Source organism: uncultured Campylobacter sp. (assembly GCF_963517995.1).
Taxonomy (GTDB): domain Bacteria; phylum Campylobacterota; class Campylobacteria; order Campylobacterales; family Campylobacteraceae; genus Campylobacter_A.
In genome coordinates, this window is sequence record NZ_CAUQHQ010000142.1 from 1 (window position 1) to 5,461 (window position 5,461).

5 protein-coding genes and 2 pseudogenes are annotated in these 5,461 nt (G+C 33.0%); 2 read left to right on the plus strand and 5 right to left on the minus strand.

Annotated elements, in window-relative coordinates:
* Positions 1-195 precede the first annotated feature (195 nt).
* The 5 genes and pseudogenes from RYL88_RS11095 to RYL88_RS11115 form a co-directional block, all read right to left on the minus strand.
* Positions 196-408, minus strand: a pseudogene (locus tag RYL88_RS11095) (IS1595 family transposase); the annotation flags it as partial.
* Positions 409-679: 271 nt separating this feature from the next.
* A complete protein-coding gene (locus RYL88_RS11100) occupies positions 680-1,186 on the minus strand; it encodes a hypothetical protein (protein ID WP_314991305.1) in 507 nt (168 codons plus the stop codon).
* Positions 1,186-2,484, minus strand: a complete 1,299-nt coding sequence (locus RYL88_RS11105; RefSeq protein WP_314991306.1) for a hypothetical protein — start codon at positions 2,482-2,484, stop codon at positions 1,186-1,188. The genes RYL88_RS11100 and RYL88_RS11105 overlap by 1 nt, the downstream gene beginning before the upstream one ends.
* The gene (locus RYL88_RS11110) at positions 2,477-4,021 is read right to left on the minus strand and encodes an AAA family ATPase (protein WP_314991308.1); all 1,545 of its coding nucleotides are present in this window, start codon (positions 4,019-4,021) and stop codon (positions 2,477-2,479) included. The genes RYL88_RS11105 and RYL88_RS11110 overlap by 8 nt, the downstream gene beginning before the upstream one ends.
* 58 nt (positions 4,022-4,079) lie before the next feature.
* Positions 4,080-4,946 carry a WYL domain-containing protein gene (locus tag RYL88_RS11115; RefSeq protein ID WP_314991310.1) on the minus strand — a complete coding sequence of 289 codons (867 nt, stop codon included), beginning with the start codon at positions 4,944-4,946 and terminating at the stop codon, positions 4,080-4,082.
* A 106-nt stretch (positions 4,947-5,052) separates the two neighbouring features.
* Between RYL88_RS11115 and RYL88_RS11120 the strand changes: the two genes are divergently transcribed.
* Positions 5,053-5,184: a hypothetical protein gene (locus tag RYL88_RS11120; RefSeq protein ID WP_314991312.1), complete on the plus strand. Its 132-nt coding sequence runs from the start codon at positions 5,053-5,055 to the stop codon at positions 5,182-5,184.
* A 57-nt stretch (positions 5,185-5,241) separates the two neighbouring features.
* Positions 5,242-5,461, plus strand: a pseudogene (locus tag RYL88_RS11125) (hypothetical protein); the annotation flags it as partial.

Genomic DNA, 5,461 nt, shown 5'->3' on the forward strand with positions numbered 1-5,461 from the left:
TACAGCTATGAGCGTAGCGAAATAGAAACACTGGAGTTTTATTTGCTGCGCCTCTACCTCTTTTCTCAAAGAGAGTGCAAGCACAAGACCTATTACTCTTTTAGCTCCGTTCTGCTCGCAGTTACGAGCAAAGCGAAGTAAAAGTAACTTTCATCTATTTCAAAGCAAAGCTTCTAGGCGAGCTTGCGAGCTGGAAATCTCGCCTGAAAACTTAGATATCTTTTCACACTCTTTAGCCATTAAAATTCTGATATTTTTTAGAATTTTGTTGATAGAAATTCTAGAAATTCCGGTTAAATTTGCTATTTTAGTAGTCTCTATATCTTGCGCAATATGCTTGAGAATTTCACTAAATTTCTTCTCTGAAATTCGGGAATGATAGATATATTTATTTTTCATAGCTCTCATCGTAACTTAATACTCCTTTGCGTGAGCTTAAGTTAAAGAGAGCCAAATATTTTTACAAAAATCGAATAACCAAAAATCCTTAATATTTTTAACAGCAACCGCTTAATCTAAATTAGACAAACGGATAATTATTATATAAATCTCAAATTTTTATTCCGGAGATATGGCTAATAAAATGGTAACAATCAAAATTTTCTTATCTGGGCGAGGATACTTTTTGTATGACAGATCAGACAAAAACACCTCGTTAGGGATAATCCCTAAAACCCTTTTAAAAGCCCATCACAGAATATATTAATCTGATAAATATAATCGCTACGATATCCAAATTTAAAATATGACTTAATCGCCTAAAACAAATCAACAAATCTAGTTTAGCATTTCTATCGAATTTATTATCGCTTAACATATTTATCATTACTATTCTTTTAGATATGTCATGTACTTGGGTTGCTTCTTGTAAGTCGCGCTCGTTAAAATACCTATCGTATATGCGTAAAATTTTATGAACATCTTTAATGACACTAGCAAATTCATCTATCCATTGGGCATAATAAATCTTTTTCCAACTCTTCGTTTGATTATCTAGTAAAGTATAGATATCTTGCATATCTTTTTTCGCGTTAGCATCTAAAGAAACCACTGAGATATCGGCTTCATTTAATTTACGCCCCAAGGAATAAACTAAATTAAAAAGATCGCTTCTAGCCATTTCATATCTTGACATGGCTATATTAATGTTCATATCGCCTATGCTTTGATTATCAAAGTCGTACATTACAGTTTCCAAATTTTATCAAAAATTTCATTTAACTTTACGGTTCCCTCATCACCTAGTATAATTGCATATAAATTTGAACCGTTTGATTTTATATTTTTTGATATATTTCTTATCTCGTCGTCTATATCAAACAATGCATCAGAAACAACTAAGACATCGGCATTTTTATCATTTTTGATATGTTCCAAAGCCCTTTTGATAGCTATTTTAAAGTTTGTCCCATCGTCAAATTTAGTAAGGCAAAATTTCATCAGTTCGTCATGCCATTTATGACCGCTTAAATCATAAGCTTTTATCTGAGTATTAAAACACACAAGATAGCAAGCTCTTTTTTCGCGTTTGGCGATAGTAGCCACTAAAAAGGCTATGCTTTTTGCCGTATTTTCTTTTTCCTGCATAGAATAACTACCGTCCACCACAAGCATCACAGGTCCTTTTTGTCTTACATTCGGCATTTTAAAACCGCTGTTTATATTTTTGACCTCGCTTTGACTTTCAAAGCACAATAGTTTTTTCTCAATAAATTTCATATCAAAAATAATATGTAAATCTTCACTTAAAAATGCAAGTTCAGACGGTACAATATTTTCGATTTCATTTGAAATTTTAATGCCGCCAAATTGTTCTTTAAAGTTATTTAGCTTTGAATTACTATTTGAAAAAGTTATGTTTTCATTTTTTATGCCTTCGCCTCTACCGATAATTTCGCATATTTGCCTTAATTTATTTGATGAACCTATTATATTCAAAAAAGTGGTAAGTTTTCCTATTCTATCTCCAGGATCATGATTTTGTAAAAATCCTTGTGGCCTAAATTTACATGGCCGACAAATTGCATACATTAGTTTTAGCTCATAAATTTTTTCATTTAATATATCGGGTATGCTTTGTAAATTTTTATTTGCACATCTTTGCCACCATATCTGCTCGCATCTATCAAGCATATACTTTCTTATTTCTAAACGTTTATATCTTCTTCCAAAATCTATTTCAGGAAGCATATTTAACTGTTCTTTAAAATTTTTAGCCTCCTCATTTCCTAAAAGAATTCTGACTAGTTCAATATCGGTTTGAATATCTACGGTATCTTGTTGACCATACATTATGCTCCTTTTTATATCCATTATCCTTGGATCTAATGTTTTATAAGGATTATTTTCACATGCAGACTTTATGGCATCAAGTTCGCTAGCTAAATAATTATTTATATCTGCCATTATGACATCATCTAGCTCGCCTACGTCTTTTCTAAAATCTTCAAGCAAAGAGCTATAAAATTCTTCATAATTACGCAATTTTATGTCCTTGTAAATCTTTTATAAAGCGTGAAATTTTTAGCCTTATATGCTTTTGCTTATTAAGAAGGCTAATATTTACCTGAATAAAGCTATCTATCTCGTCTTTAGCCAAAAACATATAACCGTTAGTTCTAATACTGGCAAGTTCACTATTCGTACCAGCTATCATCTGGTCCATCTTTTTAAGAGCAGTTTTTGATATATTCATTAACTGCTTCCTTTTGCTGTCCTTTATGGCTATCATATCGCCCTTTTTATACAAGATAGTTGGGCAAAAGGTTCTAACTATGCTTGTATGATCGTTGTAAGCCGCCCCAGAATCCCATCCGCATTCATAAGCGCCTCTGTCTATTCCTACCTTAAAATTACCATCATGATAGGCATAAACTAGTCTCCTTTGCGGCTGACCGCCCGCATCCAGCGGATTTTTAATGCCCTTATGTTCGTCTATGGGAATATAAAATTTGACATTTACCTTATCATTCTCATCATTAAATCTATTTATTAAAAGCTCAAATTCGTAGCAAATTTTATCATTAACTATTTTGGTTTTATATATATCATCTTGATAGAAAAACAACTCATAAAAAGTTTTATAAATTTCATTAAATTCATCTAAAAATGTATAATCTATATCTGGACAAACAACGGTATAAACGCTTTCTTTTACTATACGCTTAACTTCTTTGATTTCATCTTTATTATTCCATAAACAATCCGCAAGTATAAACGTATCAATAGGTAAAATTTCATCCCTATCTGATAAAATAGCTGCTATTTTTAATATTTGAGCTAAATTTTTATATCTTCTATCAGATATATAAATAGGATTACTTAAATCGTTTAGTTTTGATTTTATTAACTTTATAATTTCTAAACTTTGATAGGAAAATTTAATGTTTTTAGCTTTTTGCCGCAAGACATCAAGCTCCTCTACGGTAATTTTTAAATTTTCATCTATATGAGGCTCATCATTTTCATCGCTTATTAGCTTTACAAAGTTATTCCAGTCTTGCAAAGGCTCGACAAAAAGTCTCATATTTAATCTATCGTATAAAGCCTCTAGCCCACTACCGATATTTGGTGTTTCGTTGCTTGCTGTAATAAGAGTATACAAGGGCACCCTTACGTTTTCGTTGCCGTTTTTAAAAAGTTTTTCGTTTATGATAGTTAAAAGTGTATTCAGTATAGCTGGCGAACTTTTAAAAATTTCATCTAAAAATGCAAAATTTGCGCTCGGTAGATACCCTTGAGTATTTCTTACATACTTGCCTTCTTTTAGAGATTTTATGTCTATTGGTCCAAAAACTTCGTCTGGCGTTGAAAATTTTTGCATAAGATATTCAAAATACGCCGCATCCTTAAAAGCTAAATTTATACGTCTTGCTATTAAGCTTTTTGCAGTGCCTGGCGGTCCATATAAAAATACGCTTTGTCCGGCAATAGTAGCCAAAAGAGTTTTTGCTACTATATCGTCACGCTCGTGTAAGCCTTTTGAAATCGCTTCAAGTAAATTAAAAATTTTTTCTCTCATTTGCTTTCTTTATTATTTATTTTTAATAAAGCTTAGCAAAAAGAGATGACAGGTTATGTCATTTCAAATAATCCCTAAGCAAATTTTCAAATTTATCCTTCAAATTTAAAGGCTCGACTATCTTTATAAACGGTAGCCAGTATTTTACGACCCGTAGTATCTCGTCGTCGTAAGCTACTTCCGTACTTATGATGATTTTGTGCTCATCCTCTCGCACTACTTCGTAATTTGGCAAAAACTCTTTTCTCTTAAAATACTCCATAGCTTCGTTTTTGATTTCAAGCGTAACCTTAAATTTATCATCCGAAAACCAGTTTGTATCGTTTTTCTCAATACGTTTTAAAAACTCGGCGTTTACAGAGAAAGTATCGCCCTTTATCTTTATGTGTTTTATTTTAGAGAGAGTGAAGTTTTTTAGTTTGCCTTCGTCGTCTGCTAGCAGATACCATATACCGCTATTGTTTATCAGTTTATACGGGTTTAGTTTGCGATCTTTACCGTTATATTCACACTCTATGATACGGTTTTTTACTACGGCCGCACTCACGGCTTCAAAATCATTCCTTGAAATTTGGATACTTTCAAACCATAGGTTGTTGATTAGATAGGCCTTGTTTAGCTTATAGTTTAAAACGTCGCTGATAAATCTATCGTCTAGCTCGGGAAATAGCGATCTTGCACCGATTAGCGCGGCAAAAGCTTTTATGTCTTTAAAGCCTAGTTTGCCAAGAGCGCACTCCTCTAAAAAATATTTGCCGTTTTCTTTTTGGATAGGCAGGATACTAAGCCGCTCAAAGTCTCTTAAAATAGTCCTTTTATTTACGCTAAATTCCTCCACGAGCTCTTCTATGCTTAGCCTTGCACCGTCGTTTAGTCTGGTTAAGATACGAGATAGCCTAAATCCGATTTTATCGTGAGAGCGCATTTTAATCCTTTCTGTTTCAATTTGACGTATTTTAGCTAATTTTTTCCTTGCGACGCAACTTGTCGCAGTAATACGTTAAATTTTCTAAGATCTAAAAAGGAAGCCGATGTATAAAAACAAAATTTCAAATCTCATCGTTTCGATCTCTAGCGGACTTTTTGAGTGCGAACATATCCTATCAAACGTCCTTTTGGCGGTTATTCGGTCAAATTTAGCCCCCAAAGCCTTGAAGCAATAAAAGAAATTAGAGAAAATATAGAAAAGTTTAATACCAAAAAACGATCAAGACGAGAATATGGACTATGACGGGCAAAGCTTTCAAAAAGCAAACGACAAGCAAACTTTACAAGAAAATCAAACCCCTATCTATATCTCGGATAGACGCTGGAAAAATTTAGCCCATATCTTAAAAATCGCCGCATTTTTAAACGATAGGAGCGAGGTTTTACCTGCGGACGTTTTATTGCTGGCTAATTGTCTTTGGAGCGAAAAAGAGCATATGGAAACGATCAAAA